Source organism: Alphaproteobacteria bacterium, from assembly GCA_023898725.1.
GTDB lineage: Bacteria > Pseudomonadota > Alphaproteobacteria > JAUHZC01 > JAUHZC01.
In genome coordinates, this window is the sequence record CP060236.1 from 746,195 (window position 1) to 764,203 (window position 18,009).

At 44.4% G+C, this 18,009-nt stretch carries 20 protein-coding genes and 2 tRNA genes; 13 read left to right on the forward strand and 9 right to left on the reverse strand.

The window, feature by feature from the left end:
- Nucleotides 1–21 precede the first annotated feature (21 nt).
- Nucleotides 22–876 carry a 50S ribosomal protein L11 methyltransferase gene (locus tag H6849_03435; protein USO01129.1) on the forward strand — a complete coding sequence of 285 codons (855 nt, stop codon included), beginning with the start codon at nucleotides 22–24 and terminating at the stop codon, nucleotides 874–876.
- Here H6849_03435 and ddpX read toward each other — a convergent pair.
- A complete protein-coding gene (gene ddpX / locus H6849_03440) occupies nucleotides 873–1,427 on the reverse strand; it encodes a D-alanyl-D-alanine dipeptidase (GenBank protein USO01130.1) in 555 nt (184 codons plus the stop codon). The two genes, H6849_03435 and ddpX, sit on opposite strands and share 4 nt — an antisense overlap.
- Before the next feature lie 67 nt (nucleotides 1,428–1,494).
- Between ddpX and tsaB the strand changes: the two genes are divergently transcribed.
- The 3 genes from tsaB to H6849_03455 all read left to right on the forward strand — a co-directional run bounded on the left by tsaB (nucleotide 1,495) and on the right by H6849_03455 (nucleotide 3,045).
- Nucleotides 1,495–2,097 carry a tRNA (adenosine(37)-N6)-threonylcarbamoyltransferase complex dimerization subunit type 1 TsaB gene (tsaB, locus tag H6849_03445; protein ID USO01131.1) on the forward strand — a complete coding sequence of 201 codons (603 nt, stop codon included), beginning with the start codon at nucleotides 1,495–1,497 and terminating at the stop codon, nucleotides 2,095–2,097.
- Nucleotides 2,072–2,542, forward strand: coding sequence for a GNAT family N-acetyltransferase (locus tag H6849_03450; protein USO01132.1), 471 nt, complete (start codon nucleotides 2,072–2,074; stop codon nucleotides 2,540–2,542). Before tsaB ends, H6849_03450 begins: the two co-directional genes overlap by 26 nt.
- A 98-nt stretch (nucleotides 2,543–2,640) precedes the next feature.
- Nucleotides 2,641–3,045, forward strand: a complete 405-nt coding sequence (locus H6849_03455) for a hypothetical protein (protein ID USO01133.1) — start codon at nucleotides 2,641–2,643, stop codon at nucleotides 3,043–3,045.
- Nucleotides 3,046–3,094: 49 nt separating this feature from the next.
- Here the strand turns inward: H6849_03455 and H6849_03460 are convergent, their stop codons facing one another.
- From H6849_03460 to tsaD, 5 genes are read right to left on the reverse strand one after another with little or no spacing between them, the layout of a single operon-like run.
- Entirely contained in the window at nucleotides 3,095–5,095 is a 2,001-nt protein-coding gene (locus H6849_03460; GenBank protein USO01134.1) for a hypothetical protein, read from the reverse strand.
- Nucleotides 5,092–6,306, reverse strand: coding sequence for an O-antigen ligase family protein (locus H6849_03465; GenBank protein USO01135.1), 1,215 nt, complete (start codon nucleotides 6,304–6,306; stop codon nucleotides 5,092–5,094). The genes H6849_03460 and H6849_03465 overlap by 4 nt, the downstream gene beginning before the upstream one ends.
- Nucleotides 6,303–6,719 (reverse strand): EVE domain-containing protein, encoded by a 417-nt coding sequence (locus H6849_03470; GenBank protein ID USO01136.1) that lies wholly within the window; start codon nucleotides 6,717–6,719, stop codon nucleotides 6,303–6,305. Before H6849_03470 ends, H6849_03465 begins: the two co-directional genes overlap by 4 nt.
- Nucleotide 6,720: 1 nt before the next feature.
- Nucleotides 6,721–7,716, reverse strand: a complete 996-nt coding sequence (locus tag H6849_03475) for an NAD(P)-dependent glycerol-3-phosphate dehydrogenase (protein USO01137.1) — start codon at nucleotides 7,714–7,716, stop codon at nucleotides 6,721–6,723.
- Nucleotides 7,713–8,747 carry a tRNA (adenosine(37)-N6)-threonylcarbamoyltransferase complex transferase subunit TsaD gene (gene tsaD, locus H6849_03480; protein USO01918.1) on the reverse strand — a complete coding sequence of 345 codons (1,035 nt, stop codon included), beginning with the start codon at nucleotides 8,745–8,747 and terminating at the stop codon, nucleotides 7,713–7,715. The genes H6849_03475 and tsaD overlap by 4 nt, the downstream gene beginning before the upstream one ends.
- On the opposite strand from tsaD, the gene hemC reads away from it, so the two are divergent.
- From hemC to H6849_03495, 3 genes are all read left to right on the forward strand, one after another.
- Nucleotides 8,748–9,794: a hydroxymethylbilane synthase gene (gene hemC, locus H6849_03485; GenBank protein USO01138.1), complete on the forward strand. Its 1,047-nt coding sequence runs from the start codon at nucleotides 8,748–8,750 to the stop codon at nucleotides 9,792–9,794.
- Between the two features lie 306 nt (nucleotides 9,795–10,100).
- The gene (locus H6849_03490; protein ID USO01139.1) at nucleotides 10,101–11,066 is read left to right on the forward strand and encodes a hypothetical protein; all 966 of its coding nucleotides are present in this window, start codon (nucleotides 10,101–10,103) and stop codon (nucleotides 11,064–11,066) included.
- The gene (locus H6849_03495; GenBank protein ID USO01140.1) at nucleotides 11,063–12,103 is read left to right on the forward strand and encodes a hypothetical protein; all 1,041 of its coding nucleotides are present in this window, start codon (nucleotides 11,063–11,065) and stop codon (nucleotides 12,101–12,103) included. Before H6849_03490 ends, H6849_03495 begins: the two co-directional genes overlap by 4 nt.
- Here H6849_03495 and H6849_03500 read toward each other — a convergent pair.
- Entirely contained in the window at nucleotides 12,100–12,999 is a 900-nt protein-coding gene (locus H6849_03500) for a TerC/Alx family metal homeostasis membrane protein (protein USO01141.1), read from the reverse strand. The two genes, H6849_03495 and H6849_03500, sit on opposite strands and share 4 nt — an antisense overlap.
- A 290-nt stretch (nucleotides 13,000–13,289) precedes the next feature.
- Between H6849_03500 and H6849_03505 the strand changes: the two genes are divergently transcribed.
- From H6849_03505 to rsfS, 5 genes are all read left to right on the forward strand, one after another.
- Nucleotides 13,290–13,763: an Hsp20 family protein gene (locus tag H6849_03505; protein USO01142.1), complete on the forward strand. Its 474-nt coding sequence runs from the start codon at nucleotides 13,290–13,292 to the stop codon at nucleotides 13,761–13,763.
- A 218-nt stretch (nucleotides 13,764–13,981) separates the two neighbouring features.
- Entirely contained in the window at nucleotides 13,982–14,527 is a 546-nt protein-coding gene (rplU, locus tag H6849_03510) for a 50S ribosomal protein L21 (protein ID USO01143.1), read from the forward strand.
- Nucleotides 14,528–14,545: 18 nt separating this feature from the next.
- On the forward strand, nucleotides 14,546–14,800 hold the full coding sequence (gene rpmA, locus H6849_03515) for a 50S ribosomal protein L27 (protein USO01144.1): 255 nt from the start codon (nucleotides 14,546–14,548) through the stop codon (nucleotides 14,798–14,800).
- A gap of 138 nt (nucleotides 14,801–14,938) precedes the next feature.
- Entirely contained in the window at nucleotides 14,939–15,958 is a 1,020-nt protein-coding gene (gene obgE, locus H6849_03520; GenBank protein ID USO01145.1) for a GTPase ObgE, read from the forward strand.
- A gap of 35 nt (nucleotides 15,959–15,993) precedes the next feature.
- A complete protein-coding gene (rsfS, locus tag H6849_03525) occupies nucleotides 15,994–16,395 on the forward strand; it encodes a ribosome silencing factor (protein ID USO01146.1) in 402 nt (133 codons plus the stop codon).
- 153 nt (nucleotides 16,396–16,548) lie between these two features.
- Here the strand turns inward: rsfS and H6849_03530 are convergent, their stop codons facing one another.
- Complete coding sequence (locus tag H6849_03530) at nucleotides 16,549–17,304, reverse strand: ion transporter (protein ID USO01147.1); 756 nt, start codon at nucleotides 17,302–17,304, stop codon at nucleotides 16,549–16,551.
- A 385-nt stretch (nucleotides 17,305–17,689) separates the two neighbouring features.
- A tRNA-Gln gene (locus H6849_03535) sits at nucleotides 17,690–17,763 on the reverse strand.
- A 145-nt stretch (nucleotides 17,764–17,908) separates the two neighbouring features.
- On the opposite strand from H6849_03535, the gene H6849_03540 reads away from it, so the two are divergent.
- Nucleotides 17,909–17,982, forward strand: a tRNA-Gly gene (locus H6849_03540).
- Nucleotides 17,983–18,009 lie beyond the last annotated feature (27 nt).

Below are 18,009 nucleotides of genomic sequence, written 5' to 3' on the forward strand. Positions count from 1 at the left end.
CGGATGTGGCAACTGAATTTCATGAGTCCACTTGAAGCCCTGAACAGTATCACTATGGCGTTTGATGAAGATGAGATCGTATCGTTGAGCTGGAAAGAGGTTCCTAAGCAGTTTGAGTGGCAGGTAACCGTTATTTTTTCAACAGAACCAAATAGTGAATACTGGCAGCAGTATCTCACCAAATATTGCCGCGTTTTGGGTCTTGCTACACCTGAAATGACAGTAACAAAAGTAGAAGAAAAAAACTGGCTTACAGAAAATGCAAAACTTTTTGCCCCCTTTACGGTCGGAAGGTTTTATGTACACAGCAGTGAATATGAGGGAAATACTCCTAAAGACACACTACCACTGGTGATTGGGGCGGCTACTGCCTTCGGCTCAGGTCATCATGAAACAACACAGGGGTGTTTGAGTATTCTTGATAAGCTTCCTCGTGAACCTTATGCGAAAAAACCGTATCATCTTCTGGACATGGGTACAGGATCAGGAATTTTAGGGATAGCTGCAGCCAAAATCTGGGACCACCTGGCAGTGACAGCGGTTGATTGCGATCCAGAAGCGATACGCGTGTGTGTGGAAAATGTCGAACGTAATGGCGTTGGTGATAGTGTGCGTGTATTTGTGAGTGACCGGGTTCTTTTAAAAGGTGTTCGAGGGTATGATATCATTGTTGCAAATATTTTGGCCCAGCCTTTATTGGATTTGGCATCCCAATTTTATGGGGCCCTATGTTCGCAGGGCTTTTTAATCCTTTCGGGTCTTTTGAATGAGCAGTCACAGTCAATTATTCAAAAATACATCCCTATGGGACTTACGATGTGTGAGCATCATACAAAAGGAGAGTGGTCAACACTGCTTTTGAAGAAAATTTCTTAGCCCATCATGGCATCAGATTCGGAACCGGCAGTAATAAGAGGGAAATCCTTGCTGCCATGTAATTGATAGTGCCACCACTCATTTTCAAAATAATCCCACCCACTGGCAGTCATAATCCCTAAGAGAATTCGCCGATTGATTTGTGCCTCACGGGAAATACCCAGGTGGGAGTGAAATGAGTTTTCCGTGAAGTCATCAAAGCCCGTCCCCATATCCAAATCGTTGCCCTGTGCGTCCACTAATGTTAAGTCTACCGCAACTCCTCGTGTATGCGGAGATCCACGCTCCGGGGGAGCAACAAAGCTCGCATTGGGTGTATGGTCCCATAGTTTCTGCTGCGCCTGTTGTGGGCGAAAGGCATCCCAAATCTTAATGCGATACCCTAGTGCCGCGGCAAGATCGATGGATTTTATAAGGCAACGTTCTGCTTCTGGGCGCAGGAAGCATGCTGGATTACGATAAAGAGGTTTACCAGTAACGTTATTGTGTGTCCCATAGGCGATAGAAAGGATCACATCGTGTTTTTGGGGTTCAATTTTAACTAAAGACATGCCATATTTTGTGGAAAACTATAAGACCCTAACAAAATTCCAATACTTACACAAGGTAGCTGCACGTATGAATATTCTAAGCATTGACCTAACCGTTACACCAGGGACACTGTCATTGCTTGCTTCAGCTAAAATGCAGACAGCATTTTTGCATGATCAACGATCCCAAGGCACAGAGATAATACCAACTATTCAGGCTTTGCTCATACAGGCTGACCGCAAGATACGTGATTTGACAGAAATCTGGGTTGTTTTGGGTCCTGGTTCATTCACCGGAATTCGTGTTGCTGTGGCGACGACCCTTGGTCTTGCCGCTCCGCATGGAATTCCGGTATGTGGTATCACAGCGTTTTCTGTTATGGCGTGTAAGGCCACGCGGGAAGGAGCATCGTTTCCATTTTGTACGGCTCAGCGCAGCCATCAAGGAGATTATTTCTGCCAATACTGGCGCCATCACGGGGACCATGATACACCTTACCAGGGATTGCTTCCTGCAGATGTCCCTGTTTATCTGCGTACTGACACAACTGCCTCTAGTCAAGAGTTGGCAGTGACATCTCTTGATGTTCTGCTTGTGCGTGATGTTTTATACGCCGAAAACCATCAATTGTCAGAGCTGAAACCATTTTATATCCGGGCTCCTGATGTTACTCGTTCCTCCACAGTATGAGTTTTTGGGCACCTCTGCGTGTCAGGCGCGTGCGACAGAAATGAGTGCTATTTTTCATCGATGTTTTTGCCGATCTCCTGGCGAGCAGTGGCCCGTGGAAAGATTTGAATCTTTTCTTGCCTATGGACACGCAATGGCTATAGCCACGACCGACAGCATTTATTCCACCTGTTGCTATATGACAGGAGGTGATTCGGCAGAAGTTATCAGCATGGCGACAGATCCTCTTTACCAGCATAAAGGCTATGCAACTGTTTTGCTTCGGCATTTGTGTGCAGTATGGCGTACACAAGGAATCCGAACAGCTGTGTTAGTGGTGCGTCAGTCAAATCAGGTGGCGCAGTATGTGTATAGGAAATGTGGATTCATTCCTGGTGCTTCCGTACATGGAGCATATACTGGTACATTGGCTGAGAACGGAATAAAAATGAAATGTTTATTGTGATCGTATGCTTCGTAAGAAACAAATACTTCAAAAATAGAGCTTAACTAAGTATTAATACTTTTAAAATAAAGTATATATGTATTTATTTGAGAAATTCTATGAAAAACAAGAAAAATAGCAGTTTCGTTGGAAAGATTGCTCTTCCTTTATTTGTTGTAGCCGTTGTCGTCGGTGGTTTTTCCGTTGACTGGACACGGTTCGGCCGTACCCCTGTTTCCTATTATGGAATGGGGGCAATTCCCATGTTTGCCACATGTAAAATTGATGAAAAAAATCTAACAAAACCAAAGCAGAAACCATCAATGGCTAGTAATATGCTTCCTGCACCTGCAACAAAAGAATCAAAGGAAATGACAAAATCGTTGGTGATGAAAGAAATATCCTCTGCGAAAAGCAAGCAGCTCAACAAAGTAGCAATGGCAGAAGCAAAAAAGATTACCAAGGGGGCCGCCGACAATTCTGAGAAACATCATGAAATGGAATCAGTGACAGCTCTGAAGTAAAAGTATTTTTGTTCCTGTGAAAGCAAAAACCCCAATCTTAGGGGTTTTTTTATGTGCGTTTTTCACGGAGATGTTTTTTATTTCCCATAGATCGTAAGTATTTTTCAACCGCAAAGTCATTTCCCTCTCGTGCATTTTTGACAAGCAAGGAAAGCCCAGAATGAATAGTTATGCTGGAATTGTGCGGCGTAAAAAGGCGCAAGCCCTGGTGGGTTGATGCGAGGGACTTTTCCGTGTGTTTCTGCACTACTTTTGTATTTGATGGGGCTATTTGATGTGTGGCGTAATGAATACGCTGGTCGAAATCTGGATGAATACCAAGTGCGTTGAGTGTTTTGTGCACGGCCTCACATATATTGACTGGTGCTTCAAAAACAGGACTAATAATAAGAGGTTGGCGTTTTTGGAGATATACCTGAAGACCATTCAATACAAATGTTGCTGCGTTTTTCTGTGATTGAAAATAGCTCTTCGTATCAGGTTTGTCTAAAAAAATGGGCTGGTTATCCATGGCATTATTAATGATCGTTGCGGGAACGCCATAAGGATCCTCAAGAATAGGAGGCAAGCGCAAAATAGTGCACGTTTTGTTAAGCGATGCCATGTAGCTTTGCTCCAACAATTGCCATTGCAAGTCAGCAGAAGACTCATTAGTGGAGGGTGATTGTATCGAGGAAAGTAACACTGTATGGGGTGTCGCTATCTTTTGGATGCAGTCGCGCGCCAGAATAAGCGGCGAAATATTGAAGTGAAAACTTTGTGCTGGTTGAGTCTCTATATTTTTTTCAGAAACAAACTCGGCTGCGACAATAATAAAGTCTGGGAGCTCTTCTTTCAAAATACGTGTCAATGTAGTTTTTGAGGACAGATCGTTCATATAGGTTTTTATGTGCACATGACTGGGTGACTGCGTAATAGCTGATTGAAGATCTGGGTTCTCATGACGCGTATAGTTTATAACACTTAAGCGTGATACCTCCATTGTTACGAATGCTCGCCACAAACTGGGTGAAATTCCATGATTGGCACCGATGATCATTACGCTTTTGTCTTTGAGTTTTTTTTGCAGAAATGTAAGAGATGCCGGGAGTTTTGCGTCTGTTCGGAAATTCTCTAGCAGTAAGGGCCGTGGACTGATCTTTTCTGAAAAAGATTTCGTCATTTCATTCACACCTGTGATGCGCAACAAGTCAATGGCAAAAATTTCTTGAAGCGCCACAAGAGGTCTCACGGCAGGCCCATACATGCTAATGTCCGCAATTAGGAGTGTGTTGATGGGCTTGTTGCGTCGTTGGTAGTGCCTCAAGATATGCTGTAGGTCTGAGAACGCGCCGATTACACTTATACCATGGATAGATTGCCCTCGTTTATGGGATGTGTCGTCTAGAATTCCGACAATTTCATAGGGACTTTGATGGTATTTGCTTGTATGGCGCAAATAACGCTCTGCATCATCTGTTGCTCCAATAACAAGCGCGCGTAAAACTTTTTTTTCGTTGCGAAAAAATCTGGGTAACAGCCAGTTCTTATGGAACGCGTAATACAAGAAGCGTGGAAGTGCTAAGAAAACAAAGCTAATGATGCTGGTCAAAAGACTGATGCGAATTGCACTATCAGGTAAAGACAAAAGCTTTGCTTGAAGAATAAAAAAGAGGGCGTTCACATAAAAAATTGATAGGATAACACGCATAATATCAATCGAAGAAAGGTACTTCCAAGAGTGACGATTAGGGCGCAGCCATATGAAAACAGCGATGCTCACAAGACCGTATACACAAGCATAACGCATGATAAACCATACACCAATCAACGAAAAGTGCTCTGGATTAATCAATCCTAGGGGGCCTAATGACGCTAAAGCCATCATGCCAACATCATGCACAAATACAATCTGGGTTGGGCGTAGGCTCTTTTGCCACACACGAAACGTAGCAAGAGTTTTGTAAATGTCACGGCTGATTATGCCAATTGTTTTTTTCACGCGCAGAAAAAGAGATGGGCGGGTATTCTTGCGTAAGGGGGGTGATTTGTGTGAGCTAAAGCGTTTCATGGGTCATGTGTCGTAGTGTGTGGGTTGGCAAGAGCAAGCTTCGAAAGTGTTGTGGCTATGATAATAGTACACCAGTACCAGTAATGCCAGATACTGATCCCAAATGAGAGAATAACTACTGTGAATACCCATAAAAAAAGAAAGTTTTTCCGGATTGTGTTTGGCAGTTGAGTGATACGCTTATTTGTAAGCCATCCAAACCCAGCGGTTAAAAAGGCTCCGATAAAACCACCTTCGATCCAAACCTGCTGTGCAAAATTATGGGGGTATGTGCTGGTTTCGGTAATGAATTTTTGAAAAAGCACAACATTTCCTTGCAGGGGTTGGGTAAGGGTAGAGCCAATTCCCCAACCAATAAGGGGGCGCTGACTAATGAACGTGTTAAAGTGTGCCCATGAATGCAAACGGTGCATACTCGATTGCCCAAGAAAACTTTCAAAGTACCGAATGTTTTCAGGTGTGAGTACAGCGTAAAAAAGTAAGGGAACGCAACATACGTAAAGAACAAAGCCGTAGCGCGCGAAGGCGTAAAAATGCGAAATTCTCTTTTCAAGAAATACGCTAATAATCCCTACTCCAAGGGCTAGTTTTGCTGCATCACTTTCGCTCATATATGTTGCGCATAAAAGAGTCACAAACCATATTATGATAAATATATCATTTGTTCGCTCCTTGTGTTCTTTGGGATAGAAAATTGGAGAAATGAATACAGAGGAAAGAATAATCGTTATCGCTAATGTTTTATTAAACGAAGTGTTGACGTATAATGATTTTTTCAGATAATTCCAGAAAAATCCATGGGTATACACGTCAATAAATACAAAAATACTCGCAATGATTAGTGCTACCTTAAACCAACGCAGCGTGTGAAGATTGATTGTATGTGCGGGTTGTTGTGCAACGAGAATAGTCGTCCAGACGGTTAGAAGCCCTGTTCCCATAAGCTGTAGTATTGTTTGACCGGCATATTCGGTGTTAATAGACCATAAATATGTTGCTCCCACATACCCTATACTAGCAATCCCCAGCATAGACAGGGGGCTAATCGTTAGGTGATGGGGGTTACGTGGGTAAAGAAACATAGTGCCTGTGAGCAAAACACAGATAATTGGCGTTGCTTTTGGCATATAGAGGATAACAAGTGGAATGATACCCACCAAGATTGTCAGAAGAATTTGTTTGGTGGAAAGTAGTTGTACCCCTCTTTTCATCCCGCAATATTTCCGCTTAGGATCAGCACTTCCCTCCATTGACTGGGAGTGACAGGCATCACAGATAGCCGTGATTGTGTAATGAGAGGCATTGTCTGAAGTATTCCATTAGTTTTCATTTCTGACAGCGTGACAGGTCGATAGAGCGGGGCATCCATAGCAACAGTAACCATGCCAAATCTGCCTGTATCATCCGTTGGGTCTGGGTGATATGTTTGCACAATACTCACGATACCCACGATAGATTTTTCACGGATAGAGTGATAAAAAAAGGCTTTATCACCAATAGCCATACGTTTCATATTATTGCTGGCTTGATAATTACGCACCCCATCCCAGGAAGTTTGCTGATCTGTGCGTAGATTGCTCCACGAATAGGTTCCCGGTTCTGTTTTCATCAACCATGTATTCATTTTATGCTCTTTCCTCTGTACGCAAGGGGCGGTTTAGTAGAGCATCATATGCTTTTTGAACAGAAGCGCCATCGTATAATATCATATGCATTGTCTCTAGTATGGGCATATCAACATCATATTTCTGTTTGAGAATATGAGCAGCCTTGACGGTAAAAATCCCCTCACGTGTAATGGTGGCGTCCTGCATAAGCTCTGCGATACTTTCCCCTTGACCAATAGCATACCCGAGCTGAAAATTGCGTGATGTGTGCGATGCAGCCGTAAGAATCATATCACCGAGTCCAGAGAGACCCATAAGTGTTTCGGTACGCCCTCCCATTATTACACCCAGGCGTGCGATTTCATGTAAGCCTCGCGTAATAATGGCTGCACGGGCATTTTCTCCCATGGCTGCACCTTCTGTAATGCCGGATGCAATCGCAATAACGTTTTTGAGGGCACCCCCTAACTGGCAACCAATCATGTCATCTGTTGGGTATAGTCGGAACGTTTTACTGCTTAGGGTGCTGGCTAACCAACGACTAGCCGAGATGCGGGCGCTTGCAAGTGTGCAGGCTGTGGCCCTATGTTGTGCCAATGGTAACGCAAAGGCTGGTCCTGAAAGGACAGCTATAGGTTGTTCAGGGAGAATGCTGGCAATGACACTGCTGAGTAACTCTCCTGTGCTGCCTTCGATGCCTTTAGAGCCGACAATAATATAGCTATCTTTTCCAATAAAAGGTTTGAGCTTTGTAACCACCTCACGGGTTGCTTGTGCCGGTTGAGCCAGAACAACAATGTGGGCATCCTTAAGGCACGCAGGCTTTAGTGTTGCCCGAATTGCAGGAGAAAGCTTCACGCCGGGTAAGCGTTTTTTGTTTTCATGATCGGCGTTAATCTGTGTTGCGACATCTTTTTCAATCGTGTAGAGAGAAACGATATTCTCGGCTTTTTGAAACGCAGATGCGAGCGCTGTGCCCCATGCTCCTGCACCAATAACGACAACTTTTGTCATTTCGTTGTTCCTTCACGGTTCAGTTGATTAAGCGGCCAGCGCGGCGTGGCTGCAGCCCGCATGTTTGGTGTTGCTGAGCCATCCCGTATTTGTTCGATACATGCCCAAGCGATCATGGCTGCGTTATCTGTACAAAGTGATATAGGAGGAAATATACAAGAAATTTGAAATTTTTTCTCTAGTTTTATGAGGGCATTACGTATAAAATTATTAGCTGCAACGCCTCCGGCAATAACGAAGCTTTTCACGGGGATTTTTTGGATGCTACAAGTTGCCAACGCTTGGCATGATCGTTCGTAGAGAATCTCCGCGACTGTGCGCTGAAAACTAGCGGCAATATTAGCTTTCTCGTTTTCGCTTGTGTTGGCTATGCAGGTGCGTACGGCTGTTTTGAGCCCTGAGAAAGAAAAATCGCAGTGAGATTCATTGGCGAAGGGGTGTGGAAAGTTATACGCATGTGCATTGCCTGACAGCGCCCATTTTTCGATATTGGGTCCTCCGGGCTGAGGAAGACCCAAAAGTTTTGCGGTTTTGTCAAAGGTTTCTCCTGCCGCATCATCGCGACTTTCACCCAGTAATGTGAAACGTGAGGAGCTATGAACCACAATCAGTTGTGTATGTCCCCCTGAAACAAGCAGAAGCATATACGGAAACGCAACTGTTTCATGGAGGCGCACAGACAAAGCATGTCCTGCAAGGTGATTAATGCTGTAGAAGGGTTTTTCGAGTGAAAAAGCCAGTGCTTTTGCGTAATTGAGCCCTACCAAAAGGCCACCGATAAGTCCGGGCCCAGCTGTTGCGCAAATAGCATCAATATCCTTGAGAGAGAGTTCTGCCTCACCGAGTGTTTTTTCTAACAGAGTTGGCAGTTTTGTTAGGTGTGTACGGGCAGCTATCTCTGGTACAACCCCTCCATAAGCGGCGTGTTCAGGGAATTGCGAGTAAATGGTGCTTGCATGGATAGTCCCTTTGTTACTGACAACGGCAAGAGCAGTTTCATCGCAACTTGTTTCGATAGCTAGTACATTCATGTGATGATCACTATCCATGGGTTTGCAAAAGTCTTTCCTGTAGCTGTTAATTATGTTGTTTTTTATGAATATGTTTTTTATGGTGTGGGCATTAATAATTGTCAAGGCTTGGGGAGTTTGGGTCAAAAAATACGCATAGGCAGCCGTGCTAGTCCTCTTGCTGTTCATCAAGCCCATCGGGCGGGCAAGGCGATACAAATGTATGCACCTGATGTGACGATTGAGTATGTGAACATTCGCACAACTGGAGACACTCTTTATGCTGTGCGACTGGCAGATTTTGGTGGGAAGGGACTTTTCACAAAAGAATTGGAAGAAGCCTTGAGGGATAATCGTATTGACCTTGCGTTGCACTCGCTCAAAGACATGGCAACGCGTCTGCCAGATGGCCTTCCTATTAGTGCGGTTATGCCCCGTGATGATCCACGCGATGCGTTTGTATCGAACGGTTATGCCCGCTTTAGTGATCTTCCGCAGTATGCTGTGGTTGGAACGTGTTCACTGCGTCGTGAAGCGTTTTCACGGTTGATGCGCCCGGATTTGCAGATTGTTCCCTTTCGCGGAAATGTGGAAACCAGACTCAAAAAAATGGCCTCAGGTGAGGCCGATGCCACATTTCTAGCGGCGATTGGTTTGGAACGACTAGGTTTAAAGCCCTGTATTCGTGAAATTATGTCTACAGAACGAATGCTTCCAGCGGTTGCGCAAGGGGCTGTTGCGCTGCAGTGTCGGGCCGATGATGATGTTCTGATTTCTTTGACAAAGCCTTTGAATCATGAACAAAGTTACCGTGAGGTTATGGCGGAGCGTGCTTTTCTGCGTCATCTCGATGGCTCTTGCCGTACGCCAATTGCTGCACTTGCTATTACGGAAAATGATCAAATTCGCCTTGAGGGTGCTGTTATTCGGCCAGATGGCTCTGAAATATTTCGGGATGTTATCTATGGTGATGTACATGATTATGCCCGCATTGGGGCGCATTTAGGTGAAATAATTCGTACCCGCATTGGAGACCGATTGCGCCACGATTTTCGTATTACCCTTTAATCAAAATGCGAGGAATTCAGTTGACTTACAGACATACTTATACGTATGTGTTGCCAACAAATGTGTGTAAGGTATTGAGACAACGTTTTTTTGTGACCCACTCTTTGCGATAGAGGGGTATTCGTCATCAATAGCATGCGTTATCCCATTTTTATGTCCCCAAGACATGGATGGGGCAATGTGCTGTTTGTAGGAAGATTTCTAAAGGATTTCAATCTGCAAGCTTCTTTGTTAGAATGTGTTTGATTGTGGAATTACTAAGAGCTCTTTTGCTACACCCAATATTTGCCCAAAAAGGAGACGTGCGTGAGTAAGGAAAAAAATACCCTCAAAATACGAAGATGGCCTTTACGTGGCTATATTGTCCTTACTCTATCCCTTTTTCTATGTGTCGGATTGCTGCGCAATCAAACCCATGTAGCGGGTGTTTTTAATGCCATGTACCAGGTAATTAAGCCCATGACTTGCACCCTGAGCGATCCTCAGAAAGCGGAGATTTGTGCGTGCACAAAAGGGGATTCTCTGGGTGACTCTGAAGAATCTGTCGGGGGCTTTGATGATAAGACGTCCTCTTCTTTGGGGGCCTTATTTGAGCAATCAGTGCGCCATAATGCCTCGGAAGAAGAAAGCAATGCGCCTTCTGATGCCGCAACAATCCCGGCGCCCGCTTCTGCATCTTTTGAGGCGCCCGTAGACCTGCTACCAGAGGATCCTCCTATCCCTCAGGTGGCCCCTACCGATCGCACGCCCTGCCATCATTGTGATGCTGTCCGTCACAATGATGCGCTAACTCCTGAACCAGTTGTTTCAACTCCCAGCTGCGCTTTGTCTTTTGCCTATGCGCGTGCGCTCCTTGGTGGGGACATGCACGCGTTGCAAGCAGTGTTGCATAAAAGTTGTTCGGGGATTGCTGATAGTCGCATTGATAGGGTGTTGCGTAACTTCAACCAACAAGGCGCCGGCACCTATTTTCGCTTAATTCGAACCTATCAGCAGAATCGTTTGTTGATTCACAAACTCCGGTATTATGATAGTCCTCTTGCGGATAAATTTATGGCCATTCACGCGGATGGGGATGTTTCAGGGGTTGATCCTGTTGGGAGGGCTCTGGAAAAACTATCTTTTGTGGAGGCGAAAAGTGCCCTAATTCAGCTGATGGGAGGGAACCGCACTACCGCAAAAAAACTTGCACCGTTGCTGATGCAGATTGACGCCTATGCAAGGCTTGAATCATTTGTCCATAAAAATTGTCAATCAGGAGTACCGGAATGAAGCCAATTCTCCTTCTTATTTTTGTCATGATTGCCTTGCTGTCGTATGTTCTTTTTCCAGACTCAGATGGATACATTCTCTTTGTCTATAAGGATTTTGAGGCACAGGCTTCAATTGCACTTGCAATGAGTATTGCACTTGGGGTTCTTGTGAGCCTGATCACTCTATCCTATGCTTTGGGTCGGTTGCGCCAATGGTTAAGGCGCATACGCTTGTTTCCCTCGTCAAGCAAAACACCCGAAATCATTTTTGTTGGGAATGAATGGAAGCATTTGCAAAGTTGTACACAAGAAACATTGATGCGGGGAATCAGCGGCGACTCAGCAGCGGCTTTAAGTCTTAAGGGTAAGCTTTTGTGGGATAATCATCAGTATGCACAAGGAAGAGAATGTCTCGAAAAGGCAATTCGTATGCAACCAAAACAAGCCTTGTTCTATATTCCCTTAATCGATCGACTGCTCGAGGTGAACGATACCCAGAGTGCATACATGTGGGCGCGTAAACTCGCGCGCGTGGGGAACATAAGTCCGGCCTATATCAATCGTGTGACAACAGCTTTTTATTGGGCGATTGCACAGGAGTGCACCGACCTACGGGCGCAGCAAAATGCTTTAGAAAAAGCCCTCAAAACTGACCCAAAACACATAGGAGTTGTGCAGAATTTAGTGCGATGTCTTAAGCGGCAAAAGAATGTGTGTGGGGTTAATAAAGTCCTTGAGAATAGCTGGAAAGTTATTCAAAACAAAGAGCTTTTACTATCATACATTGATGGCGCACAGGACTCATGGGAGATCCTTGATAGAGTTCAGAGGCTTGTGAGTTTTGCTCCGAACTCACCGTATAGTTTGTATTTGAACTGTTGGGCGCTCTTGAATGTTGGAAGTGCAGGACCAGCAAAAGCCTTAATGCAGGGTGATTTGTTTGCACAGCTCTCTTCGCAACAGCAGGCGCATCTTCATCTCGTGGCAAATATTGTTGATGGAGCAATTTCCCGTGACCAATTGCGCACAGAGTCTGTTTTAAGTTTGTGTCCCTAGCGTCTCCAGGACCGATGAGCTTCGATTGCGATACACCCAATAATAACGCCCATGATAAGACTCATTGATAGGTATGCCGGGATTTGTATGACAGGTGATAGGAGCATCTTTGTGCCTGCTATTCCTAGCAGTAAACTGACGCCCATGTGCACAGATGAGAATTTTTGGCTAATATCTGCAATAACAAAATACAAAGAACGAAGACCTAATATTGAAAAAACGTTACATAAATAAATAAGTTCAATCTCGCGTGTAAAAGCCATAACTGCAGGTACAGAATCAAATGCAAAGATGACATCTGAGAGTTCAATGTATATAAGAGAGAGTCCTGTAACCGTAAGGTAGCGCTTTCCTTTGTCTAAAGTCATAAACTGAGGCCCCAAGACTGTAGGGTGAATCCGCAACCATCGTTTGAGAAAATTGAGTGTTTCAGTGGTTTCGTGTGATTCCGTGTTTCGCCAGAATTTGATTGCCATGATAAAAAGAAAAATTCCCATTAGTGGAATCATCCACGTAAATTTTTTGATTAAGGCAATGCCCGCTACGATGAAAAATGCCCGGAAAATAAGTGCTCCTAAAATTCCAAGAAACAGAACGCGGTGCTGAAATTCAGGGGGGATGGCGAGTTTGTGAAACACAAGATAAAAAAGGAATATATTGTCGATACTCAGGCTTTTTTCAATAAGATAACCGTTGATGAAAATTTGAGCCGTTTCGGGGGTGTGCGTAAAAATCAGTGCCACACCAAAGATAAAAGCAGCCAATACCCATAGACTGCTAAGGAGAAGGGGCATTTGTTTTGTTTTTGTGTGTCGTGTGAGCCAAAGGTCGCCCCCAATCGCCCCGAACAAACACAGGTGAAACACAATCCAGAATGTGCTTGAAAATAAATGCATGATTGCCTCCTATCAACAGTATCATAGGCATACTGGGTTAATTTTGTCAGGTTATAACTCTGCAGAACAGATTTATTTTTTTCTCAGAAAAGAGCAAATGATTGCTTGGAAAACGTTGACTTTTTTTATGGATAAAAACTATATTGATAGAAGGGGAAATGCTTTTATTAGAAGTCCCAATTCTCCATCACGATACTGTAAAAGTGATGATAAACAATACCTAGGGAATGGGGGCATCTGACAAGGTTTCTTCGTTTAGTGTTCTATTGCTTAATGAAAGGATAGAGAAAATGACACGCACACACTACAAACCCTTGTTTCGTTCAACGATTGGCTTCGATAGTCTCTTTGATTTTCTAGAGGGAGCTATGACCAATGAAACAGCTACGCCTAGCTCGTATCCGCCCTACAATATTGAAAAATTTGATGATGATCGCTATATCATAACTATGGCGGTTTCTGGGTTCATCAAAAGCGAACTAGAGGTTGTTGTCCAGGAGAGCCGTCTTATGATCTCAGGATCTCCCCGCAAAACCCAGGAAGAAGGTGTCTACCTTCATAAAGGCATTGCGTCACGGGCTTTTCAGCAAACCTTTAATCTTGCGGATTTTATGGAAATTGACCATGTTGCCCTTGATAATGGTCTTTTGCGGATTTTCTTATCAAAGCATGTTCCTGAATCAAAGAAACCAAAGAAACTTGAAATCTCTGAGGACACTCTGTCTGGAAAACGTACGGAAAAACGCCTTTTGAGTAGCGAGTAGACTTGGTGTGTTGGTAACCGCAAGGATTTGGACATGGTGATGTTTGTGGTGAACGTGCCCTGATTATGATGTGGCGCCGGCATATAATTGCAAAATTTCTGGTTTTTATGGGTAAATTGCTTGACATTCGGCTGAGAGAATTATACTCAAGTTACAAAGTTATACTCATTCGCATATGTCGCAAGTTGTGACTGTGCATTTTTTGTTCAGAGGTTCCAATGTTTGCTGTAATTAAGACGGGTGGAAAACAATATCGCGTAACTCCTGGTGATGTTTTTACCGTAGAGCGTCTCCCTGGGGTTAATGGTGATGCTATTGAGTTTAGTGATATTTTGGTTATTTCCGATGGTCAAAAAACACACATTGGTACGCCATGTGTGAGTGGTGCATCCGTGAAGGCACGGATTATCAACCAAGAGCGCGGTGAAAAAATTATTGTTTTCAAGAAAAAGCGTCGTCATAACTATCGGCGTAAGCAAGGGCATCGTCAAAACTTGACTGCTTTGCAAATTCTGGAGATTTCTGCCACAGGTATCTCCGGAAAAGCGGAGAAACTTGTTGCTCCTAAGCCTGTGTCACCTGTGTCATCAGAAGCGCCTGCTACAAGACAGTCGTCTCCGGTTGTAGCTACCGCTCAAATGGCCCCTAAGAAAACGGTGAAAAAGGCTGACAAACCTCTGGCAGATCAGCCAGCTGTAAAGTCGGGAACAAAACCTAAGGCAAAAGCAGCGACAAAAGCAGCTGCACCAAAAACAACAAAGTAATCAGTGAGGGCATAAGTCATGGCACAAAAAAAAGCTGGTGGTAGTTCGCGGAATGGACGCGATTCCGCAGGTCGTCGGTTAGGCGTTAAAAAATTTGGTGGTGAGCAAGTGGTTGCGGGTAATATTCTTGTTCGTCAGCGGGGCACAAAGGTGCATCCTGGTGCGAATGTTGGGATGGGAAAAGACCATACAATTTTTGCGAAAATTGCAGGCTTTGTTCGCTTTAAAGTTGGCTACAACAAACGTAAAGAAATTTTCATTACCGAGGCATAAGTCTCGTCGTGGTAGGTTACGTTCTGAACTATAGAGTGGGCAATTCCTGTGGTTGCCCACTTTCTTTTGGTTCTCCTGTGACAAAAAAAATCATTGGCGTTAGAACTATAACGAGAGTAATCAAGTGAGTGCAAGCGCATGAAATTTTTAGATGAAGCCAAGATATATTTGCGAAGTGGTGCTGGTGGTGATGGGTGCACCAGCTTTCGTCGTGAAAAATTTATTGAATTTGGGGGACCTGACGGCGGCGATGGTGGGCGTGGAGGCCACGTAATGTTTGTTGTTGATTCAGGCCTGAATACACTTATCGATTTTCGCTATCAGCAGCATTTCAAGGCGCCGATTGGCACACACGGAATGGGTAGTAACCGCACAGGGGCCCGGGGTGAGGATCTGATTATCAAAGTCCCCCGTGGCACGCAAATTTTTCATGATGATAAAGAAACAATGATTGTGGATATGTGTGAGGAGGGTCAATGCTATACGATTCTCAAAGGTGGGAATGGTGGTTTTGGTAACGCTCGCTTCAAAACGTCCGTCAATCGGGCACCTCAGCGGGCAAATCCTGGGCAACCGTTTGAGGAGCTATGGGTATGGTTGCGCTTGAAATTGTTGGCTGATGCGGGTTTAGTCGGCTTTCCAAATTCTGGTAAGTCCACATTTTTGAGTCAGGTTTCCCGTGCAAAGCCTAAAATTGCTAATTATCCTTTTACCACGCTGCACCCAAACCTGGGCATTGTAAGTGTTCATGATGATTCTTTTGTTTTGGCCGATATTCCTGGTTTGATTGAAGGCGCGCATGAAGGAAAAGGTTTGGGCACACGTTTTCTTGGACATATTGAGCGTTGCAACGTTTTGTTGCACCTTGTTGATGCTCTTGAGGAAGATGTGATCGGACGGTATGACGCCATTCAGTATGAGCTTCATGCCTATGCACCGGATCTTTTGAAAAAACCCATCCTTGTAGCGCTCAATAAGTGTGAATCTCTTGATTCACAGCTGTTACATGAAAAACGTGTGGCGCTTGAGGCGCATACAGGCGCTGATGTCTTTGTAATATCGGCAGCAACTGGTCAGGGTGTTGATGCGGTAGTAAATGCGCTGTTGCATCACGTTCAGGCTGGGCGATCCCTAACAACCCCGACAGTTGATACATAATTGGTAGAAAACACTCCAACAAAAAAGGCTACAGTATGCATGACTTACCAACACTTCCAAAGACTATAACATCCGAATCACTGGTTACATTAATTGTGGACATTCTGGATAGTGCTAAGGGGCAAGAAATTGTTACCATTCCTCTGAAAGGAAAAACATCTTTGGCAGATATGTTAATTGTTGTGACAGGAACATCAGATCGTCACTTGGGATCCATGGCAAATCGTGTACTAGAGGGATTGCGTGAACAGGGAATTAAGGGAATCCACGTAGAGGGTGAAGGTAGCCCCAATTGGCTGTTAATAGACACGAATGATGTGATTGTGCATTTGTTCCGGGCAGAATCTCGCAAAGTGTATGATATTGAGGGCATGTGGTCAGGAGAGTTCGAAGCAATGGCACGTCAAGCAAAAGAAGATAAGGATAAGAAAGACTGAAGGGTTGTCTATGCTACATGCTTTTTGAGGCCTGAGTGCCATTCCTATAGGAAATCCAAGGTGCGTTAATGCCGCAACTGTTTCTCTCGGAAAGAGGTGGGAGTGGCAATACTATACCTGTTCTAAATGGAAGCCCTGCGTTGACACTGATCTTTATTGCTGTTGAAGTTTTTCCTTAATCTCGCGCACGTCACGGAGAAGCTCAGCCATTTTATCATTCGATGATCCTTTTTGCTTTTCACGAAGCTCAGAAACAGCATCCAAGAGAAGCGAGATGATAAGGTTCATAACGGTTAAAGCGGTTGTCAGCAAAAGTGCCACAAAGTATACCCATGACCATGGGTGTGTCTCCATAACGGCGCGCGCGATATCTGGCCAATTTTCAATGGTTGCTACTTGAAAAACGGAAAATAGGGCTGTTCCTAAATCCCCAAAAAGAGAAGGGTGATCACCGCCAAAAAGGGCAACTCCCATTACGGCATAGGTATAGAAAAAGACTAAAAGCAACCCGATGATTCCCATAATCCCTGGCAAGCTTAGCATAAAAGAATCAATAATAATCTGAAAGCGAGGAATAAAATGCAGTAAGCGCATAACGCGCAAAATACGCAAGGATCGCAACACAGATAATTGACGCACAGAGCTTAAGAGTGGGATGGCAACAACCAAAAAGTCAAAAACATTCCAGCCACTTTTGAAAAACTTGCTCCGCAACAAGAAAACTTTCAGGGCAACTTCTGTAGCAAAAACAAGAACAAACAGGTGGTCCATAAAATCGAGGAGCATACCATAGTTTTCCTGGAGGTACATATTTGTACCCAGCCCTAATACCAGCGCGTTTGCACAAATCAAGCCAATAATAATGCGTTCAATCAGGGGGGAAAACAGAAAATCGCGCAGTTTTTGCATAATAGACATCTCAAAAATAACTCCCCCAAATCTAACAGATATTTTCCCATGCCACAATCAAATTTCCTCATCAAAATCCCTGTATCAATGATGACTCTCTTGTGAGAATCGTCGCAAGATTACATGTATTAGGAGGATACCCTTTCTATCAGTTCTTGGCTATGATAGCCATGTTTTCTGGTGTGTTAGCAACGAGCGTGTGGGGAAAAGGGCGGTTACCCGAAAATCGTTTTGGCGCATCCTTTTGCGAGACTCCGCACGGGACTTCCCATAGGGGTGTACCCTAACCTTGGGGATTCACGATGCAAATATCAAGCCTTTGCGAGATCTCCAAGGGGGTGATGGAATGTTACGTGGGGGGTAAAATGCTTTGCGTGCTATAAAATGGCTGGGGTGGAAGGATTCGAACCCTCGGTCACGGGACCAAAACCCGTTGCCTTACCGCTTGGCCACACCCCATGAATTTACAGGCAAGATACACATCTCTGAAAAAGCTTGCAATAGATAATACTATGGCTCTTCAAAAAATGTTTACAAATTTTCCAAACACACCCAATGGAGACACTTGATTTTTGTTCAGTGTTGCCGTATTCAACACACATGCGCGGATGTAGCTCAGTGGCAGAGCAGTAGCTTCCCAAGCTTCAGACGGGGGTTCGATTCCCCTCATCCGCTCCAGATTTTGGGGTTCTCAGAGTATATTTT